Origin of the sequence: Bacillus sp. AFS059628 (assembly GCF_002571225.1) — a bacterium.
Classification (GTDB): domain Bacteria; phylum Bacillota; class Bacilli; order Bacillales; family Bacillaceae_G; genus Bacillus_A.
This window is the reverse complement of sequence record NZ_NVEC01000016.1, coordinates 44617-71553: the sequence shown is the minus strand read 5'-3', so window position 1 is coordinate 71553 and position 26937 is coordinate 44617. Positions and strand designations below refer to the sequence as shown.

Sequence of the window (26937 nt, the reverse complement as noted above, 5' to 3'; positions counted from 1 at the left end):
GTTTCCGCCTTGGTTGTTGTTTCCGCCTTGATTGTTGTTTCCGCCTTGATTGTTGTTTCCGCCTTGATTGTTGTTTCCGCCTTGATTGTCTAACGGTTTAATACTACCTTTATCAAATGCAAATTGAATGTCATAGAAATGGTGATAATTCATTGAATCGATATCTACTTTTACTTTTGCATTTAGCTTTTTTGTTAAATCGTCTACTTCAACTTCCACTATACGTGTATCAGCTTTTTTATCTTCACTTAATACACTCGCATCAACAAACGAGCCATTTTTCTCAAATTCAAACTTTGTAATCCATGCACTATTTGTTAATGTGAATGATACATATTTTTTACCATCTTTCACTTTTAACACGCCTGGACTCTTCGTGTACGTGTTCATCATTGAAATTTCTTCTGATTGATCTTTTAAAGCTTTGAAACTGATGCTGTATTCGCCGTCTTTCATTCTGTCAGTATCTGGATTCTTGTTTCCACCTGGCTTTTCTACTTCCGGTTTCTCTACTTCTGGTTGTTTCTCTTCGTTTTTAATTTGTTCAACCTTATCTTGTTCAAATAAAAGTTGCACATCATGCGTTTGCTTATAGTTTCTTGACGTCATTTCAATAAATACTTTTGTATTTAGTTTTTTTGATAAATCGTTTACTTCAAACTCTACTACTCTTGTATCTTTTTCTTTATCTTCACTTACTACTTTTGCATCAACAAACGCACCATCTTTTTCCGTTTGGAAATTTTTAATTAACGAGCTACTTTTTAGTTTTACAATTGCTTTTTTCTTACCATTTTCTACTTTTAATACTCCTGGATTTACCATGTAAGTATTCATCTTAGATTCTTCATCTGTTTGATCTTTTAACACTTTAAATGGAATACTGTACTCTCCATCTGCAATTGTGTTAGAATTTGGTTGTTGATCTGGGTCAGGCTTTTGGTCGGGCTTCTGACTTGGATCTGGTTTTTCATTTGGATCTGGCTTATTTGCTGGATCCTCTTTTTCATTTGGTTTTTCTATATGAATCGGTGTAATACTGTTTTGATCAAATGCAATACGTACATCATAATCATGATGATAATTTAAAAAATCTATGTCTACTTTTACTTTCGCATGTAATACTTTCTCTACATCGTCCACTTCAAATTCTACTACTCTTGTATCTTTTTCTTTATCTTCACTACTTACATTTGTCGCAACAAACTGGCCATTTTTTTCTGTTTCAAACTTTGTAATCCATGAACTATGTTCTAACGTAAAGGATACCTTCTTCTTCCCATCCTTCACTTTTAAAGTTCCTGGACTTACAGAGTATTGATTCATCATAGATTCTTCATCTGATGTGTCCTTAAGAACTTTGAAACCAATTGAATATTCACCATCGGCTAGTTTAGTAGCTGCTTGAACAGCAAGTGGTTGTAATGTTGATACGAATGTAAATATCATTAAGCACATCGCAACAACAATTTTAAGATATTTATTCAATGGAATAACGCTCCTTTATTTAGTTTTGACGTACTTTACGAATTAAGAAGACACCTGAGATAAGGATTAACACTGCAAATAATCCGATGCGCGATTCATCGCCTGTTTTTGGGTTATCTGTTTTTTCAGCTTTACCACTTTCATTTGTTCCTTTGTTCGCCTCTTTATTTGCTTCTTTACTCTCTTCTTTCTTTACTTCTTCTTTTACTTTTGTCTCTGTTTTTGTTTGATCATTATTCTTTGTTGCAGTAGTTGCTTTATTTTCTCCACCTACCGCTTTTACATTTGCATCAAACGCAAAGCGAATTGTGTAGTGATGGTCATAGTTTACGTTTGGTACAACAACATGAATTTTTGCAGCTGCTGGTTTAGATAAATCATCTATTTTAAACTCTACAGTTCTTTTATCTGCTGCTTCATCTTTACTAACAACTTTTGCATCAAAAAAATTCCCGTTCTCAGGTGCTTTAAATTCTGTAATCCAAGCACTATGATTCATCGGAATTTGTACTCTCATCTCACCATTTTTTACAACTAACTTAGCTGGTTTTTCAAAATAATCATTTGCCATTGAAGCTGAATCATTTTCCGCTTTTTGGATGACATAGTTAATATCATAAGTACCGTCAGCTAGTTGTGCTGAAACTTTCCCATATGGCATGACAAGAAAAGCTAGCATACATACGAACGTTATAATAAAAGCGGGTAATACAGAAATCTTTCTCATTTGGCTTACTTCCTCCTTGTTTATCCTTCATCCACTTCTTTTTTTGAAAATGATAATTATTCTCAATTTATAAGAAAAAAATAATAATCCTCTATCATTATTTAGTTGTAATTTATTTATGTAATATAGATATTATTGATTATCATTCTCAATTCGTGTTAAAAATAATATCCCTCCCTATTCCTTATAAAGAGCGATTCATATTTTAACATAAGCCCCTAACTATTGATTATCATTCTCAATGAAACACAAAAAAATAAAACTACCCTTCTCCTACTCTATCACCTCTATTTACAAAAATGATATCGTTATAGAAAACCTTATACCTTATACCTTCCACTCCTCACTTTCCTTCCAATATTTCCACAACTAAGTCAATCTTAGCCTACTCATAATTTTTTTGTCAACTATATTACGTATAAAATTTCAAATATCTAAATTTCTCTATATGCGGCTTTTTCTACAAAAAAAGAGGCTTTCTTTCATAGAAAGCCTCTTTTCACTATTTTTCTACAGCAACTTCTTGCTTTTGAAAAATAGAAATGACATATCCAATTACAATACCTACTAGAGCAGGAACTAACCAACCGATCCCTACACTATATAACGGAATTTTATTTAAAATAGGTGCTAATGCCTCAATTTGAAGATTCGCATTGTGCAATCCATCAAAGAAGCTGATCATGAATGCTCCTACAATACCACCTACATACATTACTAAAGGAAGACGAATATAGTTTTCAACTAGCGATAATACAATCAGCACGATACCAATTGGGTAAATTGCAATTAAAATTGGTAATGCTAGTGCATTTAACTGCGTTAAGCCAAGATTCGCTACCATAAATGCTAATACACAGAAAATGAAAACGACTTTTTGATAAGAAAGCTTTGGTAATAAGGAAGAAAAATATTCCCCACAAGCTGCAACAATACCTACAGAAGTTGTTAAACATGCTGCTGAAATTGCGATTCCTAATAATAAAGTTCCGTAACTACCGAATAAATGATTTACAACGTTTGTTAAAATAATTCCTCCGTTTGCTCCCATTCCAAGAGACACACTTGAAGCTCCAAGATAAGCAAGAGCTAAGTAAACCAGCAGTAAACCAAGTGCTGCAATAAATCCTGCAAAGATTGTTACTTTTGCAATACTATTTTTATTTGTAATACCTTTTTCTTTTAAAGCATGAATGACAACATTTCCGAATACTAGCGCTGCAAGTCCATCTAAAGTTAAATATCCATCAATAAATCCTTTAAAAAGAGGAGCACTATACGCTTCTGTCGGTGCACCAAATTCTCCAATTGGTGTAATAAATGCTTTACCTACGATAATTGCAATAACAGCTAATAAAATTGGAGTTAATACTTTGCCAATGCGACCCACTAATTTCGATGGATTTAAAGCTAAATAGAAAGTTACGGCAAAGAAAATGAATGTAAAGATAACAAGTGGATACGATTGATCAGCTATCTCACTTGGTAAAAACGGTGCAACACTCATCTCATAAGCAACAGTTCCTGTACGCGGCACACTTACGAATACGCCTAAACATAAATAAATTGCAGTAATAAACACTAGTGCGAATATAGGGTGTACACGTCCTGCTAACTCATTTATATCTCCCTTTAAAGCGATAACGATAACTCCTAATAAAGGTAATCCAACACCCGTTACGATAAAACCGAACAAGGCGATCCATACATCTGTTCCAGCACCTTGCCCTAACGCTGGTGGAAAAATCATATTACCTGCACCGAAAAATAGTGCAAATAACATTAAACTTATTGCAAACATCTCAGAAAACTTTAAAGATGATTTCATTTCTACTAACCTCCTAAATAATTAATTAACAAAATATTCTGAATTAAAATCCGTCACATATCCTCTTTCAAGCATACTTCCCCGTAAAAGAACGCAAAAAACACCCGTCCCTAACAAAGGGACGAGTGTTGAAATCGTGGTTCCACCCTTATTCTAATAAAATGAATTTATAACAAAATAAGCTCATTTTATAGCTCGTGTAAATTGATAACGGTTTTATCCGCCAAGAATTACAATGCATCATGCAGTTCACTCTTGAAGTTTAGAGGTGGTAAGTCTGTCTTTCCGTATTAGGAAGCTCACAGCCTAGGCTTCCCTCTCTGAGAATCGTAAAAAACAACTCATGTCCTCATCATTACTTTTATAAAATATCTTGTCGAAACTTGTTGTTTTTTATTATATGGGCTATTTTTAAAAAAATCAATAGTTTTATTTTTTCTGATAAAAAATATAGGGAGAAAATTTCCACTCCCTATAACTGCCCAATTAATATGTTTAATTCCTCAGATGTAACGCTTCTCCATTTTCCTACTTCAAGATCAGCTAGCTCTATATTCATAATACGAACTCGTTTTAGCTTTGTTACAGTAAACCCGAAAGCGCGGCTCATTCTACGAATTTGTCTGTTCATTCCTTGCGTTAAAACGATGCGAAATGTAGAATGATCCACTCTCGTCACCTTACACGGCTTCGTCATTCCATCTCTAATCTTTACACCGCTAGACATCTCATCAATAAACCAATCTGTAAATGGCTTATCGACAGTGACAACATACTCTTTCTCGTGCTCATGATCTCCGTGTAAAATTTGATTCGCAATGGCGCCATCATTCGTTAATAAAATAAGTCCTTCCGACGCTTTATCTAATCGCCCAACAGAAAAGATACGCTCTGGGTAATTAATATAGTCAATAATATTATCTTCAATATGATCGGCTGCTGTGCAAGTAATACCAACTGGTTTATGAAAAGCGATATACACCTTTTCTTTCTCTTCCTTTGCAAGAACCTGTCCATCAATCGTTACTACATCACCATCATTAACAATTGCCCCGTGCGTACAAATTTCACCGTTAATTGCAGCTCGTCCTGCTTTAATAAGGCGGTCTGTTTCGCGTCTTGAGCAAGATTTTGCTTCGCTTATGTATTGGTTGATTTTCATGTTTTATTCCTTTACATATATATTAAAAGCGTCAATCTATGGCAATATCATTTTGCCACGATTGACGCTCGTTTACTTCGCAAAAACAACTAAATAAATAACCCCAATCACCAAAAATATTCCGCAACAAGCTAACAATACTTTTGCAAGTTTGTCCATAAACATATAATGGTTTCCCCTTTGTTTCGTTGTTTTCTATTTTAATTCGACAACTGTTACGCCTAGGCCTCCCTCGCCCATATCACCGTAACGGAAGTTTTTCACACCGCGGTGCTTCTTCAAGTAATCTTGTACACCTTGGCGAAGTGCTCCTGTTCCTTTACCGTGAATGATTGATACGCGAGGATAGCTTGCAAGTTGGGCATCGTCTAAATATTTCTCGACGCGCGCCATTGCATTTTCAAATCGTTCACCACGAAGATCAAGTTCTAGCGAAACGTGATAATCTCTACCTTTTACTGTCGCAACTGCTTTTTTCTCTGTTTGCTTCGGCGTGTTAATGTATTCCATGTTAGACTCTTTTACTTTCATCTTCAGAATACCGATTTGTACGCTCCACTCTGTATCACTTACTTTTTCAAGTAGTTGACCTTTTTGACCGAATGTTAATACTTTTACTTCATCACCTGCGCGTAACTGTTGTTTCGGTGCAGTGTTTTTCACGTTTACTTTTTGTTTCTTCACAAGCTCTGGCGCTGCGCCTTCTAGACGGCTCTTCGCTTCAATTAGCTCGTGATCTTTCACATTTGCAAGCTGTGCTTTACGCAATTGACGAAGTTCTTGAATAATACCTTCTGCTTCTTTCTTTGCAGCTTCGACTTTTTCTTCCCCTTCTTTTTGCGCTTTTAATAATCGTTCATCACGATCTTCATTAAATTCAATGATTTGACGTTGTAATTCGCGATGCAGCTTTTCAGATTGCTTGCGAAGTGCTTCTGCTTCGTTCCAGTCACGCTCTGCGTTCTTTTGACTTTCTTCTAACTTCGCAATCATATTTTCAATTTTGTTTGTATCTGTACTAATGTGGTTACGCGCTTGTTCAATCACGCGATCAGATAACCCAAGACGTTTCGAAATTTCGAAGGCATTACTACGTCCTGGTACACCAATTAATAATTTATACGTTGGGCTTAACGTGTTCACGTCAAACTCAACGCTCGCATTAATGACTTGTTCACGGTTATATCCGTATGCTTTTAATTCTGGGTAATGCGTTGTAGCAACAATGCGAGCACCACGATTACATACTTCATCTAAAATTGAAATGGCTAGTGCAGCCCCTTCTTGTGGATCTGTTCCAGCACCTAATTCATCGAATAAAACTAAACTTTCGAAATCAGCTTTTTCTAAAATATCAACAATGTTCACCATATGTGAGGAGAACGTACTTAAACTTTGTTCAATCGATTGCTCATCACCAATATCAGCAAAGATATTTTTGAATACACAAATCTCTGACTCGTCCATTACAGGAATGTGAAGACCAGATTGCGCCATTAACACACAAATACCAACTGTTTTCAGCGTAACTGTTTTACCGCCTGTATTCGGCCCTGTAATAACAATTGTCGTGAAGTCTTTACCTAACATAATGTTATTTGGCACGATAATTTCTGGATCAATAAGCGGATGACGCGCTTGTTTTAAGTCCATATAACGCTCGTTATTTACAATTGGCTTCGTTGCTTTAATACGCTTCGCATAAAAAGCTTTCGCAAAGATGAAGTCAAGATTCGCCACTACTTCTACGTTAGATAAAACGATATCCGCTTCTACTGCTACTTCTTCTGTTAACATCAATAAGATGCGTTCGATTTCTTGTTTTTCTTTCACACGTGCTTCTTGAAGCGCGTTATTTAATTCTACAATGACTTGCGGTTCAATAAATAACGTTTGCCCAGATGCTGATTGATCGTGAACAATACCGCCGTATACGCCGCGGTATTCTTGTTTTACTGGGATTACGTAACGTTCGTTACGAATTGTTACAATCGAGTCAGACAGCATCTTTTGCGCGTTTGAAGAACGCGTCATGTTTTCTAACTTTTCACGAATACGGCTTTCTGCAGTACGAATTTGAGTACGAATACCACGTAGTTTATCACTTGCGCTATCGACTACTTCACCACCATCACCGATACAATTTGTAATTTTCTTTTCTAAATCATATAAAGATACAATTTGAGCGACATGCGTTTCTAAAATGGGAAGCTCGACACCATTATCAACCATATCTTCAATGAAACGTTTCATATTGCGACTACCATACATCGTATTCGCAATATCAAGTAGTTCATTTGGGCTTAACATACTTCCAATCTTTGCACGCTTCACATTTGAGCGAATATCCGTAATGCCACCTAATGGTGCACTACCTTTCAAACGAATAACTTTCGCTGCTTCATCCGTTGTATCTTGCATTTCTACAATTTCTTCAAAATCAGTGCTCGGCACTAAATGCTTCACTTTGTCACGACCAAGTGAAGAGGCTGTATGTTCAAGTAATTGTTCTTTTACTTTATTGTATTCTAATACACGCAACGTTCTTTCTAACATGTTGCAGGTCCCCCTTGTGTTACTTATTACGTTTAATATAATCTAATAAACGTTCGATATCCCACGTGTTAATCACGTTATCTTTTTGAATCCAACCTTTACGTGCTGCCGCTACACCTGTTTCCATATCTTCTAACATTTCAAGTGTATGAGCATCCGTATTAATCGCTACTTTCACACCAGCATCTTGTGCTTGTTTTAATAATTTCGCGCTTAAATCTAAACGATTTGGATTCGCATTTAATTCTAAAACTGTATTTGTTTCTTTTGCGAGTTCGATTAATAAATCTGTATCTACATCGTAGCCTGCGCGTCGTCCAAGAAGACGTCCTGTCGGATGAGCAATCATTGTGACATGCTTATTCTCTAGCGCAGCACGAAGACGTTTCATAATCGTCTCACGGTCTTGTGAGAAGCTAGAGTGAATCGCTCCAATAACGTAATCTAATTCTGCTAATACTTCATCATCAAAATCAAGTGATGCGTCTGGTAAAATATCCATTTCAATTCCGCGTAAAATTGTAATGTCCGGATACTTTTCATTCATACGTTCAATTTCTTTCGCTTGTTCACGAAGGCGCTCTTTCGTTAAACCATTCGCCACTTTCAAGTATTGTGAGTGATCAGTAATTGCCATAAACTTATATCCACGAGCACGACACGCCTGTACCATTTCCTCAATTGAAAAAGCACCGTCACTCCATGTTGTATGCATATGTAAATCACCTTGTATATCAGAGAACTGAATTAAGTTTGGATACTCTTTAATTAATTCAATTTCTTTTCCATCTTCACGCACTTCTGGTGGGATAAATGGAAGACCGAAATGAGCAAAGAATTCTTCTTCCGTCTCGAATGTTTTCACTTCGCCTGTTTCTAAGTTTTCTACACCGTACTCACTAATTTTCTCGCCTTTATCTTTTGCGATTTGGCGCATTTTTACGTTATGGTCTTTTGATCCTGTGAAATGATGAAGAGTTGTAATAAACTCTTCTGGTTTTACTAAGCGGAAATCGATTGAAATATCATATTCATATTGAAGACGGACAGAAACTTTCGTATCTCCACTTGCGATTACTTCAATCATATTATCGAATTGTAGTAAATGCTCACGTACTGCAGCTGGTTCTGTCGTTGCAATGATAAAGTCTAAATCTTTCACTGTTTCACGAACGCGGCGCAAACTACCAGCGCGAGAGAAACGAATTACCTCAGTAATATTCGACAATTTCTCCTCTATTTCCCCGGCAATAGGCAATACCATTGCGATTGGTAAACGCTCTGGACGAGATCCTACTTGATCGATTGCTTCTAATATTTTCTCTTCTGTCTTCTTACCGAAACCTGCTAAAGCTTGTACTTTATTTTCCTTACAAACCGCTTTTAGCGAGTCCATATCAACAACACCGAGTTCTTTATATAACTTAGCTACCTTTTTACCACCAAGGCCTGGTAATTTTAATAACGGTAATAAGCTACTTGGCACTTCTTTTTCAAGCTCTTGTAATACTTCAGATGTTCCCGACTCTATATATTCTTGAATAACTGCTGCTGTTCCTTTTCCAATGCCCGGAATCTTCGTGAAATCTTCAATCTCAGAAAGACTACGATCATCACTTTCTAATGCTGCTGCCGCTTTACGAAATGCCGATATTTTAAATGGATTCGCGCCCTTTAGTTCCATAAACAGGCCGATTGTCTCTAATAATTTAATCACTTGTTTTTTATTTACTTTCATCATTACCCCGCCTTTCTTTCATAGAAAAAAACTTCTCTTTCCGAAAAAAGAGAAGTTATACTCTGCTACCTGTCTGCCATAGTTCCTTCACCTTTTCAGAGAGAATCGGTGTATCGTCTACAATTATTTTGCTAATTGATGATTTTTGTAATGGTGTTTGTAATTGTTCAATCGGAAGAATATTTCCAACGATAATTAACACAAACAAAATAATATATACTTCTAAAAATCCGAGGATTGCCCCCGCGAACGCATTGACTTGCTTTAAAACCGGTATTTCTGCAAACATATTTAACAAATTACCAAGTAATGAAAGTGCAATTTTTGTAATAATAAACAATATAATAAACGCAAGCGCTTGATAAAATACTGCCTCAATATTATTTGCATCAATCCATTCTGGAACAGATACGTTTTTATCAAATGGATACGGAATAAATTTCGCAAGTGCTGGCGCTAAATCTTTACAGTACCAGTATGCAACAAGGTATGCGATAATAAAGCTTGTTAACTTTACAAGTTGCAGAATAAACCCTCTGCGTAAGCCGAGGAAAAATCCCATAACAAGCAGTAAAATGATAATAATATCAATCATGTTATTCCATTCCTTTTTTTGTCATACTTTCTTTCAATTTCTCATGTTCTTCTTTTAATTTTATGTAATCGTGTATGACGTTTACCGCCGTCAATACCGCTAGTCTACTCGTGTCAAGCGAAGGATTCTTGGCATTGAGTTCGCGCATTTTATCATCCACAATCGCTGCTACCATGCGGATATGACTTGTACTTTCATCGCCAACAACTGAATATTGCTGACCATAGATTTCTACATTAATTCGACTTTTCTTTCCTTTTTGTTGTGACAACTCACCGGCCTCCAATCACGTACAGAATCCTAAAGTTTATCATACCATGAACCTTCATAATATGGAAACAGAAAGAACAATCCGATATGATAAAAATAACAATATAAAAAAAGGGGCGACCATTATGTCAAATTCTATCGTAATTCAAACAAATTCTACAGTAATTGAAGACATGAAACAACAATATAAACATTCTCTTAGCCCGAAAACTCCGCAAGGCGGGATCTTCATGGCAAAGGTGCCATCGTGCACGATTACAGCGTATAAATCTGGAAAAGTAATGTTCCAGGGCGGACGTGCTGAAGCAGAAGCTTCTCGTTGGCAAACTGTCTCTCAAACACCGAAAACAGCTGTAAAAAAATCTGTCGATTCACACCGTTATGCACCGCCTGCTTCCATCGGTACCATGTCGATTGTAGGGTCAGATGAAGTTGGTACTGGTGATTTCTTCGGACCGATGACAGTCGTTGCTGTATATGTGGATGCGAAGCAAATTCCACTGCTAAAAGAGCTTGGTGTAAAAGACTCTAAAAACTTAAATGACAATCAAATTACTGCCATTGCGAAACAACTTCTACACGTTGTTCCTTACAGCTCTCTCGTTCTTCATAATGAAAAATATAACGAGCTATTTGATAAAGGAAACAACCAAGGTAAGTTAAAAGCCCTACTACATAATAAAGCTATTACAAACTTATTAGCAAAAATCGCACCTACAAAACCTGAAGGCGTCTTAATCGATCAATTTACACAACCTGATACATACTACAAATATTTAGCTAAACAAAAACAGGTACAGCGTGAAAATGTTTATTTCGCGACGAAAGGCGAAAGCGTCCATTTAGCAGTAGCTGCTGCCTCTATTTTAGCTCGTTACTCATTCGTAAAACAATTTGACGAACTAAGCAAAAAAGCTGGTATGCCACTTCCGAAAGGTGCTGGTAAACAAGTTGATATTGCAGCCGCTAAATTAATTCAAAAGCTTGGTAAAGAACGATTACCTGAGTTTGTGAAACTGCATTTTGCTAATACGGAGAAGGCGCTTCGCTTACTAAAATAGTATCGACAAAAACAGGAGCCTACAAACTCCTGTTTTTTGTTTCACCCTACTATTGTCCTTATAGTTTTGTTATAATTGTAATATACAGATTATTCTAACATAGGAGGGGATTCCCATTGCTACTTCTACAAATGATTCTAAATATTTTACTAGGCGATCCACACGAAAGACAGTTTGAAATTAGAGAAAATATTCAGCTACTCAGTGAGCAACGAGAGTTCAACGATTTAATAGAGCGTTATGGCCGTTCTTTCTTATTAAACTTTCGAATTCGAAGATTTATCGGAAAACACGATGCCCGCTTGTTAATACATAATCCAGCAAAACTACAGCACTTCTGTGAGGAACTTGAATGTATGATTAGAAAAAGGAGGTTTTTCATATGAATGCTGTAAAAGTTAAAAAGTTATTATATATTCTCTTACACCTCGTGGGCCCACTTTCTTTCCTCACTATTTCTATCATTTGGGGAGCTTTTTTCACTTCTAAATCCACATTCGAAAATATATCTGATAATCTTGGTGTGATGGCCATCTATTATGTGTTCATGAGCTTACTTTGGTTTTTCTATTTAGATCGAATAGACAAAGATATAGATAACATTACAAAAGAGATTCATGATAAAAAGATGTAATACATAAAAAAGGAGAGCCGCCAAGACTCTCCTTTTTATGTTAACTTCGTTTCTGCTTCTTATTAGATGAAGGTACTTTATGAGAACCTGTTTCATGTGTCGTCGTTCCTTGTCCTTCTACTTCTGGAGAACCTAGGTCTGATCTTGAATGATCTTTTTTCACTTTTTTACTCATTTAAATTCACCCCTTCGCATTACTTTTTGCTACGGGAGAATAAACTATACAATATACAAAATAAAAAGCGAGAGGAAATCCTCTCGCTTTTTTCATATTTTAGAATTCAGAAGAACCTGGAGTTCTTGGGAATGGAATTACGTCACGGATGTTAGCCATGCCAGTGATGTACATTAGGAAGCGCTCGAAACCTAGACCGAATCCAGCGTGTTTTGTACCGCCGTATTTTCTAAGTTCTAAGTACCACCAGTAATCCTCTTCGTTCATACCTAATTCTTTAATTCTGTCTACTAAAACGTCCATTCTTTCTTCACGTTGGCTTCCGCCGATTAATTCGCCGATGCCAGGAACTAGAAGGTCAGTAGCAGCTACTGTTTTACCATCGTCATTTAAGCGCATGTAGAATGCTTTAATGTCTTTCGGATAGTCAGTTACGAATACAGGGCGTTTGAAGATTTCTTCTGATAAGTATCTTTCATGCTCTGTTTGTAAGTCAATGCCCCATTCTACTGGGTATTTGAAGTCAGCACCTGACTCTTGAAGCACTTTAATTGCTTCTGTATATGTGATACGACCGAAGTCAGAGTTAATTACGTTGTTCATGCGCTCTAAAACTGTTTTATCAACGAAGCTGTTGAAGAATTCCATTTCTTCTGGTGCATGCTCTAATACGTATTTCATTGCATATTTCAGCATATCTTCTGTAAGGTTCATTACATCACCTAGTTCAGCGAATGCAATCTCAGGCTCAACCATCCAGAACTCAGCAGCGTGGCGAGTTGTGTTTGAGTTTTCTGCACGGAATGTAGGTCCGAATGTGTATACATCACGGAATGCTAACGCATAAGCTTCAGCGTTCAGCTGTCCACTTACTGTTAAGTTTGTTTCTTTGCCGAAGAAGTCTTTTGATTCATCAACTTGTCCATCTTCACCTTTTGGTACGTTGTTTAAATCTTGCGTTGTTACGCGGAACATTTCGCCAGCACCTTCTGTATCACTACCAGTGATGATTGGTGTATGGACATGTACGAATCCACGCTCTTGGAAGAATTGATGAATTGCAAATGCTGCAATAGAACGTACGCGGAACGTTGCAGAGAATGCGTTTGTTCTTGGACGTAAGTGAGCAATTGTACGTAAGTATTCAAATGTGTGACGTTTCTTTTGAAGTGGGTAATCAGAATCTGATAAGCCCTCGATATCAATTTTGTCTGCTTTAATTTCAAATGGTTGCTTCGCTCCAGGCGTTGCAATTACTTTACCTTCTACTTTAACTGAAGAGCTAAGTGGAAGTTTTGCAATTTCTTTGAAGTTATCTAATTCCGTATCGAAAACGATTTGAACGCTTTTGAAGAAGCTACCGTCGTTTAATTCGATGAAACCAAATGCTTTTGAATCACGTAAGTTACGAATCCACCCTGATACTTGTACTGTTTGACCTGCGTATTTATCTGTATCTCTATACAGACTTTTTACTAATGTGTTTTCCATAGTGAAATTCTCCTTTGCTGATATATTTGAATACAAAAAAACCTTTCATCCATAAAGGGACGAAAGGTTAAACTTCGCGGTACCACCCAATTTGTCATAAAGACCAACTTTAACTCGTATGTAATACATACTTCCCGGTTTGTAACAGGCCGGATTCCCGTCTAAGTCTACTCTTGAATACAAGATTCAATTTCGGTTAGCAACTCCAAGGTGTTCTTCACATATACCTCCTCATCAGGCTCTCACCGTCCCTGACTCGCTTTGGATTATAGTATATACTACTTTTCCTTATCATCGTCTTTCATTTTGTTAAACTAAAATTAATGTACTACATTCGAGAGAAAGATGCAAGACGCCTAAAAATATATCGACGATTTTTACAATCGTTCCATAAAAAAATTGCCGGAATAAATCCGGCAATTTCTTATTATTTACGTAACTCCGCACCAAATTTCTCTTCTACCGCTGTTAATACACGGTTATGTGCTTCTGTTACTTCTTCGTCTGTTAACGTACGCTCTGCATCGAAGTAGTTCATAGAGAATGCAAGTGATTTCTTGCCTTCTTCCATTTTTTCTCCTTCGTATAAGTCAAATAGTGTTACGTCTTTCAGGAGTTCTCCACCAGCTTCAGCAATAACTTGCTTCATTTCGCCAGCTTTTGTTTCTTTCGTTACGACAACAGCCATATCACGTGTCATAGATGGGAAACGTGGGATCGCTGAGTAGTAAGTTTCTTCTGCATCTGCACCGAATACTTTTACAAGAGATAATTCGAATACGAATGTATTTTTCACATCTAATTGTTTTTCTGCTTCTGGGTGCAATTGACCGATGAAACCAATTACTTCGCCATCTAATACGATGTCAGCTGTACGACCTGGGTGCATACCTTCACGTTTTGCTGGTGCATAAGTGATCTGGTTTGAAACGCCAAGTACGTCGAATAATCCTTCTAGTACACCTTTCACAACGAAGAAGTCTACTACTTTCTTCTCACCTTGCCATGCATGGTGAAGAGCAAGACCAGTCATAACACCTGCAAGATGTTGTTCTTCTTTCGGAAGTTCTCCATCTTCTGTTGGTAAGAAGATAGAACCTACTTCATATAAAGCAACGCTGTCGTTTTTACGAGCAACATTGTATGAAACTGCTTCTAACAATTGTGGCACTAGGCTTAAACGAAGTTGGCTGCGCTCTTCACTCATTGGAAGCGCAAGACCTACAGGCGCCTTTTCGTTTGGCTCAACCATATATTGTTTCGCTTTGTCAGCGCTTGTTAATGAATATGTGATCGCTTCATATAAACCAGCACCTTCTAAGAAGCGACGTACTTTACGACGTTTCGTTTGTGCTGATGTTAATTTACCACGAGTCATTGTTCCAGAAGGTAATGTAACTGGAATGTGGTCATAACCGTATAGGCGACCCACTTCTTCTACTAAGTCTTCTGAAATTGTAATGTCAGGACGACGTGCTGGTACATTCACATGGAATGTTCCTTCTACTTCTGTGAATGGGAATTTTAAGTTTGTGAACATTGTACCCATTTCACTTGCAGAAATATTTGTACCTAATACACGGTTTACTTTTTCTGCCGTAACAGATACTGTACGCTCTTGTACCTGTAAATTGTCAGCTTCTACTACACCTTCAAGCGCTTCTCCGCCAGCGTATTTCGCCATTAAAGCAGCTGCGTGTTGAATTGCTTCAAACGTACGCGTTGGGTCGATTCCTTTTTCGAAACGTGCACTTGATTCACTGCGAAGACCTAAGTCTTTTGATGTACGGCGCACTGTTTGACCTGCAAAGTATGCAGATTCGATTAAAACGTTTACTGTCTCATTTGTAACTTCAGAATCAGCTCCACCCATTACACCAGCAACAGCTAAAGCTTTTGTGCCGTTTGTAATTACAAGATGGTGATTTTGTAACGTACGCTCTTGATCATCTAACGTTTCAATTTTTTCGCCTTCTTTTGCAAGACGAACAACGATTTCTTTTGAACCTAATTTATCGTAATCGAATGCATGTAACGGTTGACCGTATTCCATTAAAATGTAGTTTGTAATATCAACTACGTTGCTAATTGGACGAATGCCAGCTGCCATAAGACGTGTTTGCATCCACATTGGAGATGGACCAACCTTTACGTTTTTCACCATTTTCGCAATATATAATGGGTTTTCTTCTTTCGCTTCTACACTTACAGAAATGTAATCAGCAGTTTTTTCTGCTGTTTCTTGTAAGTCGATAGCTGGAAGTTTTACTTCACGACCGTAAATAGCAGCGACTTCATATGCAACACCTAACATGTTTAAGCAATCTGCACGGTTTGGCGTTAAACCAAGCTCAAGTACTTCATCATGTAAGTTTAAAATTTCAAGTGCATCTGCACCAACTTCAGCGTCACTTGGGAAGATGAAGATACCGTCTGCGTATTCTTTCGCAACTAACTTTCCATCAATACCAAGCTCTTGAAGCGCACAAACCATACCGTGAGAAGCTTCACCACGTAGTTTTGCTTTTTTAATTTTAAAGTTGCCAGGAAGTACAGCTCCAACTTTTGCAACTGGTACTTTTAAACCTTTTGCAATGTTAGCAGCTCCACAAATAATTTGAACTGGCTCTTCTTCACCGATATCGATTAAGCATTTGCTTAACTTATCAGCTTCTGGGTGTTTTTCACATTCTAATACGTGACCAACTACAACACCTTTTACACCTTTATTTAATACTTCAACACCTTCTACTTCAATACCACTTTTCGTGATTTTATCTGCTAGTTCTTGTGCTGTTACATCTTTAATATCTACATACTCTTGTAACCAACGATATGATACGAACATACTTATCCTCTCCTTCCCTTACGCTCGTTTGAATTGTTGTAAGAAACGTACATCATTTGTATAGAAATGACGAATGTCATCTACGCCGTATTTCAACATTGCGATACGCTCTGCGCCCATACCGAATGCGAAACCTTGATATTCTTTTGAATCATAACCAGCCATTTCAAGTACGTTCGGGTGAACCATACCTGCGCCTAAAATTTCGATCCAGCCAGTTCCTTTACAAGTGCCGCAACCTTTACCGTGACACATCATACAAGAAATATCCATCTCTACAGATGGCTCTGTGAATGGGAAAAAACTTGGACGAAGACGGATTTCACGATCTTCACCGAACATCTTTTTCACGAATACTTGCAGTGTACCTTTTAAGTCACTCATGCGAATGTTTTTATCGATTACAAGACCTTCAATTTGCATGAACTGGTGTGAATGAGTCGCATCATCGTCATCGCGGCGATACACTTTACCAGGACAAATAATTTTGATTGGACCTTTTTCTTTATTATTTTCCATCGTACGTGCTTGTACAGAAGATGTATGTGTACGTAATAACGTTTCTTCTGTAATGTAGAATGTATCTTGCATATCACGCGCTGGGTGATCTTTCGGTAAGTTTAATGCTTCGAAGTTATAGTAGTCTTTTTCTACTTCTGTTCCTTCAGCTACTTCATAACCCATACCGATGAATACATCTTCAATTTGTTCAACAACAGCTGTTAACGGATGGTGACAACCTGTTTCAACAGGACGACCTGGCAAGGTAACATCAATTGTTTCATTAGCTAATTTTGCTTCGATTACTGCTTTTTCTAAATTACTAATTTTGTCGTCTAAACGAGTTTGAATCGCTTCACGTACTTCATTTACTAATGCTCCCATACGTGGACGCTCTTCTGCTGATAATTTTCCCATGCCGCGTAATACTTCTGTAATTGGGCCTTTTTTTCCTAAATACGCTACGCGTACATCGTTTAAGCCTTTTAGCTCTTTCGCTTCTTCAATAAGCTCTAACGCTTTTTGCTTTAGCTCTTTTAAACGTTCTTCCATTTGGAACCCTCCTAATTTTAAAAATAAAAAAACCTCGCTCCCAAAAAGGGACGAGGTAAATTCGCGGTACCACCCTAAATTGACAGAACATGTCTGCCCACTCATTAGTTATAACGATCAATTCTGACCGGAACGCCTTTACATGTACATGGTCCTGGCGTCAACTCCAGAGGTGAATTCACTTCCGTCTACCATAAGAATGCTTTCAGTCTACGGCATTCTCTCCCTATATGGCGATTTTGTAAGCTACTCTTCTCTATCAACGTTTTTCGTTATTTAACTTTTAATATAATGTACTTCAACTTATTATAAGAAGTTTTTTATTTGTTCGCAACCGGGCTTTGCAAATAATACGTTAAAATCCCTGCTGCAACTGCAACATTTAATGATTCTGCCCCGCCGTAAATCGGAATATACAAGTTTTGATCCGTTTTCGCAAGAATTTCTTGGCGTACGCCATTTCCTTCATTTCCTACAATTAATGCAAAACTACCAGCTGGTGTTACTTCACCATAAGGAACTCCATTTTCAAGAGCTGTTCCATATACAGGAACGTTATTTTCTTTTAGCTTGTCTACCCATTCTTCTAAGTTACCTTTTACAACTGGTAAGTGGAAAATAGAACCTTGTGTAGAGCGAAGCACTTTACTATTATATGCATCAACGCATCCTTCTCCAAGCACAACGGCATGAATACCGGCTGCATCAGCTGTACGAATAATTGTCCCTAAGTTACCTGGATCTTGCAGGCCATCTAATAAAAGAAATTTCCCATCAGCAAGAGCTACTTCCTTCTCATGCTTTTCACAAACAGCAAATACACCTTGCGTCGTTTCTGTTTCACGAAGTACTTTTACGATAGCTTCAGGTACGATATACATTTCTACATCATTAACTGTCCAATCTTTCGGAAGATCTGTCTGATCTGACACGATAAGTTCCGTTACAATCCCTGCCTTTAAAGCTTCCTCCACTAAGTGGAATCCTTCTACAAAAAATAAACCTTTTTTATCGCGCTCTTTTTTCGTTTGCAGCTTTTTCCACTGCTTCACACGCGGATTTTGTACTGAATCAATGTTTTTCATAATATGTATTTCCCTCTCTTCTTGTCTTATCATTATAGCCTATTTTCCATACATATTTACATAAAAAAGAACAAAAACTAACGTCAGTTTTAATTCTGAAGAAGAGGTGAAAACAATGAGTTTTAATTTACGCGGTGCTGTATTAGCAAATGTATCTGGTAATACACAAGATCAATTACAAGAAACAATTGTCGATGCAATTCAAAGCGGTGAAGAAAAAATGCTTCCAGGTCTTGGTGTTTTATTTGAAGTCATTTGGAAAAACGCTGATGAAAATGAAAAGCACGAAATGTTAGAAACACTAGAGCAAGGATTAAAAAAATAAGCAATTTGAAAATCACCTTTGCATAGATAGGCCAAGGTGATTTTTTTGCGGAAAAATTTTTTCTTCTCCTAAACATTTCTACTTTACTAACGAACTATGATGGAGTACAATGTTCAAAATATATTTAAACCGATCGATTTTCTTTATAGACACCATAAGATAAAAGGAGTGAATGTTTTATGCACCGTATTACGCTTGAACAAATTTTTAAACACCATATTACACAAAAATACGTAAATCGTTCTGGGATGGTCCACGCGATTGCTGTCGCTTACCATGCGTTTCACTTAGCTAAAAAGCATCACGCCTCAGTCGATGCTGCTACAAAAGCTGGTTTCCTTCATGATATCGGACATCATACATGGTACACAGGTGGCGAATGGGACTATGATTTATACAAAAAGAATGATATACACGCAATTAAAGGAGCAGAAAGAGCTCATAAATTGCTTATTAGATTAGGAGAGCACCCTAAACTAGCAAAAGAAATTTCTATCGCAATTCTTCTTCATACAGATTCTTTCTTAGTACAACAAGAAATTGAAAGAACGTCTCTTCAAAATATTATTAAATGGGCAGACGAAGCAGATGAAGAACCGGGCGGAGCGCATCATTATAGAACGATTTCTTATGAAAAAGCATTAAAAGCTATTCAACAGTTAGATCGATTGGTAGAGCGCGAATTGCAAATAGAGCAATCAAAATTGAATAACAAGGCCGAACATAGTTATCAATGAGAAAGAGGCATCACTATAGGGTGATACCTCTTTTATTATTTTATGGAAAATACACCTGTATATGTAATATTTAAATGTTACATCCAAAATAAAATACTTTATAATTAAATATACAAATATAAAGAGGTGATTTTACAAATGCAACCCGCTACACAACTTTCTAATGAACAGAAATACTCTATGTCATGGGGACAATTTATTAGCTCCGTTTTATTTGCTTTTTTCGGAACCGGACTCATTACTGTGTTCCTCGCAATGCCCTTAACAATTTATACAGCTGGTCTTACAGATAAAAAACAAATTGCCCTGTATGAATCTATCGTAAATACTGCAAGTATCGTATTACAACTAGCCGTGTTGTTATTCTTCATTTTTAAATTCGAACCCGCAAAAAAATTACTACTACAATCATTTAACTTTAAAGCACTTAAAGAATGGCGTACATACGTATACTTACTTCTTTTCTTCGCTATAAACATTTTACTCAATTACATCTTGTTAAATTATGTGTTCCAAGACGCACCAAAGCAGCAATCTTCCGCACTAAACTTAGATGTCTTTAAGCAGTATCAAATATTATTACTTCTCGGCTTTGCAATACTCACCCCAATTTTTGAAGAGCTTATTTTCCGTGGCTTTATACTTCGCTTTTTCTCAGAACGCTTTCCATTTTGGATTGCAGCGATTATAACAAGCTTCTTCTTCGGTATCGCTCATACATACTCACTTGGCGTAATGGTCATTACTTTTTTCATGGGATTATTAATGGCTATTTTATGTAAAAAAACAAAATCTATTATTCCAGCTATGTTATTTCATATTATGAATAATCTGTTGGCATTCTTGAGCTAAAAAGAGGTATCATCACGATACCTCTTTTATCAATTCGTATGATCACTTCTCATTTCTATCAATTTATACATATTTATTAATAATATCCAAAATAAACCTCATGTAGTAAAATATAACTTACTTCACATAAAGGAGTTTACATATGTTCATGATTATTTGGATGCTTTTTACGCCACTTCTTTTACTATGCGGGATTGCTGGTGGTATTTTTTTAATAGTAACAGGGATTAAATATCGGAAATTACTCGTTGGTTTAATGGGGCTACTGAGTCTATCCTTTGTCACACTACCTTTTGTTCTTTTAAGTGTAGGGATTCATATCGATACAATTTTCCCGATTCCAACTGCTCTATACTGGACGCTATTTTCTTTAACTGGATTATTAGCAGGGGTAAGTGGAGTACAAACAAAAATTAAAAGTATACGTAATATGGGCTTCATTATTTTTACCACTGGAATCTTAGGGGTTATTTTCTGGGTACTCATGTCTGTAGGTGATTCATTCTATATATAACATTTTTTGAAATCCACAAATCGGAGGTAACACAGAAGTGTTCGGAATATTAACTTGGATGATTTTAGCTCTTACTTTGATTTTATGCGACTTCATCATTGGCATTTTTTTAATTATGGCTGGTATTAAATGTCGTAAATCACTTACCATTATAGCTGGTTTCATTAGCATATCGCTTATCGTTGTTCCTATCGTTTGTATAGGTTCTGGAATAGATTTAGAGGGGATGGTTCCAATTTCGGGAACTTTATATTGGTGCTTCTTCTCTTTAGCTGGACTATTGGCTATTATAAGCGGCAGACAAATATCAAGTATTCGTGCTATGGGAACAATTTTGTTTATAACAGGGCTTTGCTCCGTAGCTGGTTATCAGCTTTTATATTTAACTGCATAAAGAACACAAAAAAAGCAGGGAAATTAATTCCCTGCTTTTCTATTTGGTTTATTGCCTGATGGTAAGAAGAACGATAACACCCAAGCAATCCCTGCCAGTATCGTTGCAATTAAGAAGGCATCGTTAATACCGTTAATTGCAGATAGCTTTGAAATTTGTCCATATAATAGTTGTGTACTCATCGCGTCTCCTGCTTGTGCTGATCCAGCTAAGGCCGCTAAGCTTTGCCCCATGCCATGTACTTTATCAACTAAAATTGGATTTGAAGTTGTTAACATGTTGCCGTAATCTGCTACGTGAGCAGTCGTTTGTTGCGTCATAAGTGTAATTAATATCGCGGTTCCAATTGAACCAGCTACTTGTCTTGACGTATTTTGCGTTGCTGTACCGTGAGAAATTAATTTCATCGGCAGTGCGTTCATACCAGCTGTCATAATTGGCATCATAATGAATGACATACCAATCGAACGTATAATGTAATCCGTCATAATAACACTATACGGTGTATCCATCGATAACGTTGTGAATTCATATGTCGCAAATGTTGTAATGGCTAACCCAACAATCGCTAACGGACGAATACCATACTTATCAAATAGTTTACCTGCAATAGGTCCCATGATCCCCATAATTAATGATCCTGGAAGTAATAATAAACCTGATTCAATCGGTGTGAAACCGCGAATGTTTTGCAGATATACTGGAAGTAATAACATACCTCCGAATAATGCCATCGTAACGATTGCGTTAATTACTAAAGTAAAAGTAAATACTGGGTATTTAAACACTTGTAAATCAAGCATTTTATTATCTGTTGTTAACTCTCTCCAGATAAATAACGCTAAACCAATTACACCGATAACAAGTGAAATAACAACTTCGGCACTAGTCCAACTATTATTTCCAGCTTCACTGAATCCATACAGTAAGCTTCCTAGTCCAATACTTGAACTAACAACACCAAATACATCTAATTTCGTATTAGACACTGGCTGAGCTAGTGTAAAGAATTTTAAAGATAGGAACGTAATAATTAAACCGATAATAAACATCGCGTAGAACATTAAGTTCCAGCTGTAATTTTCAATTACCCAACCTGTTACAGTCGGTCCGATAGCTGGAGCTAAAATCATCGCTACACCTAGTAATCCCATCGCTGCTCCGCGCTTATGAGGCGGGAATAATGTCATGAAGATATTCATACCAACCGGCATTAAAATACCTGCACCAACCGCTTGAATAACACGGCCCGTCATCATCATCGTAAAGTTTCCAGAAGTAGCACAAATGATAGATCCTACCGTGAAGAATAACATTGCTGCTACAAATAATTTACGGTACGTAAATCGTGAAACTAAAAAGGCACTAATCGGTACTAAAATACCATTTACAAGCATGAAACCTGTAATTAACCATTGTGCTGTTGAAGTTGATACGTTAAATTCATTCATTAACGGAGGCAATGCAACATTAATGATTGTTTGGTTTAAAATAGAAACGAACATGCCGAGAATCAATACAGCTACAACTGCTTTTACGTTCACATTCTCTACAGGCGTAGACATTTGTTTTTTCGGCACTTCTTTTACTTCTTCTTGCTTTCCTGTTTCTAACTCAACTACATTAGAAATTTCCGATTCTTGCTTTCGTTCAATTTCTTTCTCTTCTGTTTCTACCTTACTTACTTCTATTTTATTTACGGCTGGGACTTGTTCTTCTCCCACGTTCGTTTTTTTCTTTCGTAAAAGACGATTTACAAGGAAGAAGACGATTATACAAAATAGTGCATATCCTGCAATTGCAATTGAGGACATCTCATCTCCCCCTTACTTATGAATACGAACTGACACATTCATTCCAGGAACAATATTTACTGATTTACTATGATCTAAAGAAATTTTAACTGGTACTACTTGTGTTACTTTCGTATAGTTCGCTGTTGCGTTGCTTGATGGTAACATAGAGAATGTGTTTGCTGTTGTTAATCCAACTTGCTCTACTTTTCCTGATAACGTTGTATCTGGGTATGCGTCTACATACACATCTACGTCTTGACCTTTTTGTACATCGTCAACATCTGTTTCTTCAATGTTTGCCGTTACCCATAAATTGTTCATATCAAATGCATAAGCAATTGGGCTACCTGCTCCAACGAAAGCATTTGTCGTCGCGTTTGATTGTACAACCGTTGCATTTTGTGGAATTGTTACATCTACTGTTTGTTCTCCATTTGCTGCCGCTACAGTAACAGCACCTAATTTATCGTTCTCATTGTAGTTCTTACCTACTTCAGCTTTCCAGTCAGTTAATTTACCTGCTACTGGTGATGCAATCGGAATTACCTTTCCATCAATTTTTGCATTATCTGTTTTTAAGTAATTTTCCGCTTGATTGTAATAGTAATAACCGCCAATACCGCCGCCAACTAGTACAATTAATGTGATAATGTTAATAATCACCATTCTTCGAAACTGATTCATTGCATTCCTCTCCTTATATCGCATATAATTTTTTTCTAAACTATTTATGTCCTTATTGTTTAGACTGTTTAATTGTTAATTATATTAACTTTTAAACAAAAAAATCACACCATCTGAGGTGTAAATCGAAATTTATCTACCTGCGAGCGGTGCTGATTTCTGAAGGACTATCGTTTATAATTATAAATAATTATTTCGAATCTACAACCGACATTTTACGTATGAAATGTCGCTTAAACAACAATATAATACCAATATGTTGTTTAAGTATAAAAAATTAAACGAGGGGAAGTAAAAATGTCTATTAAAAATACAAATGATCCACGTGTAAAGCGAACGAGACAACTCATACAGGATGCTTTTGTCGCTTTAGTAGGCGAAAAAGGGTTTGACGATGTAACTGTTCAACATATTGCCGAACGTGCTCCTGTAAATCGTGCTACGTTTTATAGTCATTACCACGATAAATATGACTTACTAGACAAAAGCATCGAAGAAATGTTAGAAAAATTAACCGAAGTTATTAAACCAAAAAATAGAAATAAAGAAGAGTTTCAACTTACATTTGATTCACCACATCCGACATTTTTAGCTTTGTTCGAGCATATCGCAGAAAATGCGAACTTCTATAACGTTATGCTTGGCGATAAGGCTGCTGGAAACTACTCTTATAAAATGATGAAGACGATACAAACACATTTAACATTAAGCTTATCTATTTCACAGCCCGATGATAAAGATCTTATGGTTCCTCGTGATATTTTAATTAGTTATGTGACAGGAGCTCATATCGGGATGATTATGTCATGGTTAAAAAGAGGGATGATATATACCCCGCATTTTATGGCTATGCAATTAACTCGTTTAATTATTTTAGGAGCTCATACTGCGGCAGGATTAGAGAGACCTTTTTAAAACATAAAAAAAAGCGAAGGAGCACCTCCTTCGCTTTTTCTATTAATTAAATGTAATGTTATGTACAGCCTCTTTATCAAGACGTTTAATAACTTCTACAATTAACTTCACTGCATTTTCATAGTCATCACGATGTAACATTGCTGCATGAGAATGGATGTAGCGCGTTGCAATCGTAATGGCCATAGACGGAATACCATTTACAGCAATATGGATTGCACCTGCATCCGTTCCGCCGCCTGCTACTGAATCATATTGGTATGGGATTTCCAATTCATCAGCAACATCAACTACAAAGTCACGTAAACCTGTATGACCAATAACAGAAGCATCATATAAAATAATCTGTGGTCCATCACCCATTTTACTTTGCGCTTCTTTTGACGTTATACCAGGTGTGTCACCAGCGATACCAACATCTACTGCGAACGCGATATCTGGTTTAATATAGTTTGCAGATGTTTTCGCACCACGAAGACCGACTTCTTCTTGTACAGTCCCTACGCCGTATACAACGTTTGGATGCTTTTCATCTTTTAATTGTTTTAATACGTCAATTGCAATTGCACAACCGATTCGGTTATCCCATGCTTTTGCAAGTAACATTTTTTCATTCTTCATCACTTGGAATTCAAAGTAAGGTACAACTTGATCTCCTGGTCGTACGCCCCACTCCATTGCTTCTTCTTGGCTAGAAGCACCAATATCAATGAACATGTCTTTAATTTCAACTGGCTTTTTACGCGCTTCTGGAGGTAAGATGTGCGGTGGTTTTGAACCAATTACACCTGTTACATCTCCTTTACGCGTTACAATTGTCACGCGCTGCGCAAGCATAACTTGTGACCACCAGCCACCAACTGTTTGGAAACGAAGGAAACCTTTGTCATCAATTTGCGTGATCATAAAGCCAACTTCATCTAAGTGACCTGCAACCATAATTTTCGGGCCGTTTTCTTCCCCTACTTTTTTCGCAACTAAACTTCCTAAATTATCAGTAGAAAGTTCGTCCGCGAACGGCTCAATATATTTCTTCATTACTTCGCGTGGTTCACGCTCGTTACCCGCAATACCACGTGCATCTGTTAATTCTTTTAGCATTGTCAATGTCTCATCTAATTTTGTCATTGCCAACACCCTCCTTTTTCTTCAGTCACTTCATTATACAAAAGGAAATTGAAATATTCAAAAATTAACTTAATATCCTTGTGTTTGACGCTGATGATTTACTTCGTTTTTATCTAAGTATGCCTTTTCGATCTCTTCTTGTTCAAACTCAAGCGCTTGTCCAAGTCGAAGGTAGCTTGTAAATAATTCAATATAGTTCGTAATAGATGGTTGATCTGTAAAACGAATTACCTTCGCATATGTGTCTAAGAAAATCTCTACTTGTGTTTTATTCGTCTGTGCACACTTATAGAATAGGAAGTTTTTATCAATACCTAAATCAATTCCGATTGATAAAATAAAATGTAAACCATCTACGTATTCTTCTAGTATCACTTCACGTTCTGATGCTGGTTTGTTGCTCCAATATTTAAAACAACGTGTTTCATTTGCAAGTTCTCCAATTTCTACAAGAAGAGCTAACATTTTTTCTTTTAACAACTTTTTCGGTTGTAAGTCATGCTCCTTCGCAATACGGTCATCTAATTCTTTTTGTAATTTAAATAGTTGTAGTAAGTCCATTCTATTGTCCTCCTCCAACATCGCATGTTACGCAACAATGTTGTTTCATCTCAAAGTTCATTATTATTTTTCGTTTCTTATTAATAAGTCAGCTATCTACCTCTTTACAAAATAGCTTGTCCTTAATTTACAAATACGTTTCAATCATCACGATTAGATTGTTCATTCCGATTGGTGATAGTTAATAATTATCCAGGAATTGCCCACTAATAAAAATATTATTTTATCTGATGAAAGTTCCATATCATCTTTCCATTATAGCAGTGTCGTTTCAGGTAGGAAAGATACTCTTCTTTCCAGAGAGTGATAATTAAAAGAAG

The 26937-nt window shown here is 36.7% G+C and carries 26 protein-coding genes and 3 other annotated features; of the genes, 9 read left to right on the top strand and 17 right to left on the bottom strand.

Features of this window, described 5'->3' with window-relative positions:
* From COL05_RS07165 to zapA, 8 genes are all read right to left on the bottom strand, one after another.
* On the bottom strand, positions 1–1488 hold a 1488-nt coding region (locus COL05_RS07165), incomplete at its 3' end, for an NEAT domain-containing protein (protein ID WP_180233428.1).
* A gap of 19 nt (positions 1489–1507) precedes the next feature.
* Complete coding sequence (gene isdC, locus COL05_RS07160; protein ID WP_098668081.1) at positions 1508–2215, bottom strand: heme uptake protein IsdC; 708 nt, start codon at positions 2213–2215, stop codon at positions 1508–1510.
* 502 nt (positions 2216–2717) lie between these two features.
* The gene (gene brnQ6 / locus COL05_RS07155; protein WP_098668080.1) at positions 2718–4043 is read right to left on the bottom strand and encodes a branched-chain amino acid transport system II carrier protein BrnQ6; all 1326 of its coding nucleotides are present in this window, start codon (positions 4041–4043) and stop codon (positions 2718–2720) included.
* A 114-nt stretch (positions 4044–4157) separates the two neighbouring features.
* Positions 4158–4408: a binding site (T-box leader), on the bottom strand.
* A 107-nt stretch (positions 4409–4515) separates the two neighbouring features.
* Positions 4516–5205, bottom strand: coding sequence for a 23S rRNA pseudouridine(2604) synthase RluF (locus COL05_RS07150; protein WP_098668079.1), 690 nt, complete (start codon positions 5203–5205; stop codon positions 4516–4518).
* A 195-nt stretch (positions 5206–5400) separates the two neighbouring features.
* Positions 5401–7761, bottom strand: a complete 2361-nt coding sequence (locus COL05_RS07140; protein WP_098668078.1) for an endonuclease MutS2 — start codon at positions 7759–7761, stop codon at positions 5401–5403.
* A 19-nt stretch (positions 7762–7780) separates the two neighbouring features.
* Entirely contained in the window at positions 7781–9499 is a 1719-nt protein-coding gene (gene polX / locus COL05_RS07135; RefSeq protein ID WP_098668077.1) for a DNA polymerase/3'-5' exonuclease PolX, read from the bottom strand.
* Positions 9500–9554: 55 nt separating this feature from the next.
* On the bottom strand, positions 9555–10094 hold the full coding sequence (locus COL05_RS07130; RefSeq protein ID WP_098668076.1) for a CvpA family protein: 540 nt from the start codon (positions 10092–10094) through the stop codon (positions 9555–9557).
* A gap of 1 nt (position 10095) precedes the next feature.
* Positions 10096–10365 carry a cell division protein ZapA gene (gene zapA, locus COL05_RS07125; protein ID WP_000082701.1) on the bottom strand — a complete coding sequence of 90 codons (270 nt, stop codon included), beginning with the start codon at positions 10363–10365 and terminating at the stop codon, positions 10096–10098.
* Positions 10366–10489: 124 nt separating this feature from the next.
* On the opposite strand from zapA, the gene rnhC reads away from it, so the two are divergent.
* From rnhC to COL05_RS07110, 3 genes are all read left to right on the top strand, one after another.
* On the top strand, positions 10490–11425 hold the full coding sequence (gene rnhC, locus COL05_RS07120) for a ribonuclease HIII (RefSeq protein WP_098668075.1): 936 nt from the start codon (positions 10490–10492) through the stop codon (positions 11423–11425).
* Between the two features lie 116 nt (positions 11426–11541).
* Positions 11542–11811 (top strand): hypothetical protein, encoded by a 270-nt coding sequence (locus COL05_RS07115; RefSeq protein WP_000925540.1) that lies wholly within the window; start codon positions 11542–11544, stop codon positions 11809–11811.
* Positions 11808–12059 (top strand): hypothetical protein, encoded by a 252-nt coding sequence (locus COL05_RS07110; RefSeq protein WP_098668074.1) that lies wholly within the window; start codon positions 11808–11810, stop codon positions 12057–12059. Before COL05_RS07115 ends, COL05_RS07110 begins: the two co-directional genes overlap by 4 nt.
* Before the next feature lie 40 nt (positions 12060–12099).
* Here COL05_RS07110 and COL05_RS07105 read toward each other — a convergent pair whose 3' ends face one another.
* The 5 genes from COL05_RS07105 to COL05_RS07085 form a co-directional block, all read right to left on the bottom strand.
* Positions 12100–12234, bottom strand: a complete 135-nt coding sequence (locus COL05_RS07105; protein ID WP_098668073.1) for a YuzL family protein — start codon at positions 12232–12234, stop codon at positions 12100–12102.
* A gap of 99 nt (positions 12235–12333) precedes the next feature.
* Positions 12334–13725: an asparagine--tRNA ligase gene (asnS, locus tag COL05_RS07100; protein ID WP_098668072.1), complete on the bottom strand. Its 1392-nt coding sequence runs from the start codon at positions 13723–13725 to the stop codon at positions 12334–12336.
* A 52-nt stretch (positions 13726–13777) separates the two neighbouring features.
* Positions 13778–14029, bottom strand: a binding site (T-box leader).
* Between the two features lie 123 nt (positions 14030–14152).
* On the bottom strand, positions 14153–16573 hold the full coding sequence (pheT, locus tag COL05_RS07095) for a phenylalanine--tRNA ligase subunit beta (protein ID WP_098668071.1): 2421 nt from the start codon (positions 16571–16573) through the stop codon (positions 14153–14155).
* Between the two features lie 18 nt (positions 16574–16591).
* Positions 16592–17626 carry a phenylalanine--tRNA ligase subunit alpha gene (gene pheS, locus COL05_RS07090; protein ID WP_098668070.1) on the bottom strand — a complete coding sequence of 345 codons (1035 nt, stop codon included), beginning with the start codon at positions 17624–17626 and terminating at the stop codon, positions 16592–16594.
* A 43-nt stretch (positions 17627–17669) separates the two neighbouring features.
* Positions 17670–17898, bottom strand: a binding site (T-box leader).
* Positions 17899–17946: 48 nt separating this feature from the next.
* On the bottom strand, positions 17947–18744 hold the full coding sequence (locus COL05_RS07085; RefSeq protein ID WP_139895974.1) for a TrmH family RNA methyltransferase: 798 nt from the start codon (positions 18742–18744) through the stop codon (positions 17947–17949).
* An 82-nt stretch (positions 18745–18826) separates the two neighbouring features.
* On the opposite strand from COL05_RS07085, the gene sspI reads away from it, so the two are divergent.
* The 5 genes from sspI (at position 18827) to COL05_RS07060 (ending at position 21533) form a co-directional block, all read left to right on the top strand.
* Positions 18827–19036, top strand: a complete 210-nt coding sequence (gene sspI, locus COL05_RS07080; RefSeq protein ID WP_000009513.1) for a small acid-soluble spore protein SspI — start codon at positions 18827–18829, stop codon at positions 19034–19036.
* Positions 19037–19215: 179 nt separating this feature from the next.
* A complete protein-coding gene (locus COL05_RS07075) occupies positions 19216–19773 on the top strand; it encodes an HD domain-containing protein (protein WP_098668068.1) in 558 nt (185 codons plus the stop codon).
* Between the two features lie 138 nt (positions 19774–19911).
* The gene (locus tag COL05_RS07070; protein ID WP_098668067.1) at positions 19912–20625 is read left to right on the top strand and encodes a CPBP family intramembrane glutamic endopeptidase; all 714 of its coding nucleotides are present in this window, start codon (positions 19912–19914) and stop codon (positions 20623–20625) included.
* Between the two features lie 142 nt (positions 20626–20767).
* Complete coding sequence (locus tag COL05_RS07065) at positions 20768–21139, top strand: DNA-binding protein (RefSeq protein WP_098668066.1); 372 nt, start codon at positions 20768–20770, stop codon at positions 21137–21139.
* A 37-nt stretch (positions 21140–21176) separates the two neighbouring features.
* The gene (locus COL05_RS07060) at positions 21177–21533 is read left to right on the top strand and encodes an ammonia permease (protein WP_098668065.1); all 357 of its coding nucleotides are present in this window, start codon (positions 21177–21179) and stop codon (positions 21531–21533) included.
* A gap of 23 nt (positions 21534–21556) precedes the next feature.
* On the opposite strand, the gene COL05_RS07055 is transcribed toward COL05_RS07060, so the two are convergent.
* Positions 21557–23347, bottom strand: coding sequence for a DHA2 family efflux MFS transporter permease subunit (locus COL05_RS07055; RefSeq protein ID WP_098668064.1), 1791 nt, complete (start codon positions 23345–23347; stop codon positions 21557–21559).
* A 12-nt stretch (positions 23348–23359) separates the two neighbouring features.
* The gene (locus tag COL05_RS07050) at positions 23360–24013 is read right to left on the bottom strand and encodes an HlyD family secretion protein (RefSeq protein WP_048531600.1); all 654 of its coding nucleotides are present in this window, start codon (positions 24011–24013) and stop codon (positions 23360–23362) included.
* A 297-nt stretch (positions 24014–24310) separates the two neighbouring features.
* Here COL05_RS07050 and COL05_RS07045 point away from each other — a divergent pair, with 297 nt between their 5' ends.
* Complete coding sequence (locus COL05_RS07045) at positions 24311–24928, top strand: TetR/AcrR family transcriptional regulator (protein WP_098668063.1); 618 nt, start codon at positions 24311–24313, stop codon at positions 24926–24928.
* A gap of 42 nt (positions 24929–24970) precedes the next feature.
* Here the strand turns inward: COL05_RS07045 and COL05_RS07040 are convergent, their stop codons facing one another.
* Positions 24971–26056, bottom strand: coding sequence for a M42 family metallopeptidase (locus COL05_RS07040; RefSeq protein WP_098668062.1), 1086 nt, complete (start codon positions 26054–26056; stop codon positions 24971–24973).
* Positions 26057–26125: 69 nt separating this feature from the next.
* On the bottom strand, positions 26126–26617 hold the full coding sequence (locus COL05_RS07035; RefSeq protein ID WP_000365050.1) for a dUTP diphosphatase: 492 nt from the start codon (positions 26615–26617) through the stop codon (positions 26126–26128).
* Between the last annotated feature and the right edge of the window lie 320 nt (positions 26618–26937).